The following is a 1,147-nucleotide window of genomic DNA, read 5'->3' as shown; positions in this document are numbered from 1 at the left end:
AACATTCCGCACTGATATTTTCTGTATTGAAGACGTCGATGATGCACCCGTATACCATTGACGTCGACACCATCAGATGCGGACCGCGCGGTGACCCCACATTCCGCTGGCGCCCACAGGGCTGCCCTCGTTTCCTGACATGTCCCGCGCGGGCCGCGGCGAGCCGAGACCGCCGCATGACCTAATAGGAGCATGGAGCGATACCGCGGACCCGAACAACCGCATTCTATCGCGCCCCGTCAGTGTGCCGTCTGCCCGGTCCAGGCGAGCACGGAAAGAACGGAGCGAGACATGAGAACCGAATCGACACCCGGCGCACGCGGGCCGGTCTTCTGCGGGGTCGACACCCACGCCGACACGCACTGGCTGTGCGTCCTCGACTGGAGGGGCCGCAAGGTCCTGTCCCGCCAGTTCCCCGCCGACGCGGCGGGCTACGAGGCGCTCGCCGGGGCGATCGCGGCGGCCGGGGAGCCGGCCTGCGTCGCGATGGAGGGGACATCGTCCTACGGGGCGGGCCTCACCAGGCACCTCGCGTCGCTGGGGATGCCCGTGCGCGAGGCGCTCTCCCCGGCGAGGATGCAGAGGAGGCGCCCGGGGCAGGGAAAGTGCGACGAGGCGGATGCGGAGAGGGCCGCCCGCGCGGCGATGTCCGGCTCAAAGCTCGGGACCCCCAAGAGCCAGGACGGGTGGGTCGACGGGGTGCGCTGCATGCTCGCGGCGCGCTCCGGGGCGGTGAAGGCGCGGACCTCGGCGATAAACACCGCGAGGTCGCTGCTCACCACCGCGCCGGAGGGGCTCAGGTCGAGGTTCCGCGGCATGGGAGGGCCGAGGCTGATGGAGGAACTCCCCTCCGTGCGCGCCGAGGGCGCGCTGGGCGCCGCGCTCGGCGCGCTGGCGGACCTGTGGGAGGCGGCGCGCGACGCGGCGCTCGACATGGAGCGCGCGATCGAGGCGTCCCTGGAGGAGAACTGCCCCGCGCTGCTGGCGATGTACGGGTGCGGGCCCGTGAGCGCGGCCAAGCTCGCGGTCGCGGCCGGGGACAACCCGGGCAGGCTGCGCTCCGAGGCGTCGTTCGCGGCGATATGCGGGGCCTGCCCCATCCCCGCCTCGAGCGGCAAGACCGTGAGGCACAGGCTCAACAGGGGCG

The 1,147-nt window shown here is 71.7% G+C and carries 1 protein-coding gene; it reads left to right on the top strand.

From position 1 onward, the window contains the following. Positions 1–291: 291 nt before the first annotated feature. On the top strand, positions 292–1,147 hold an 856-nt coding region (locus AAAV21_RS10070; RefSeq protein WP_349109395.1), incomplete at its 3' end, for an IS110 family transposase.

This window comes from Collinsella sp. CLA-AA-H302, from assembly GCF_040093305.1.
Classification (GTDB): domain Bacteria; phylum Actinomycetota; class Coriobacteriia; order Coriobacteriales; family Coriobacteriaceae; genus Collinsella.
The sequence above is the reverse complement of the archived record's forward strand: the minus strand, read 5'-3'. Positions and strand labels throughout refer to the sequence as shown.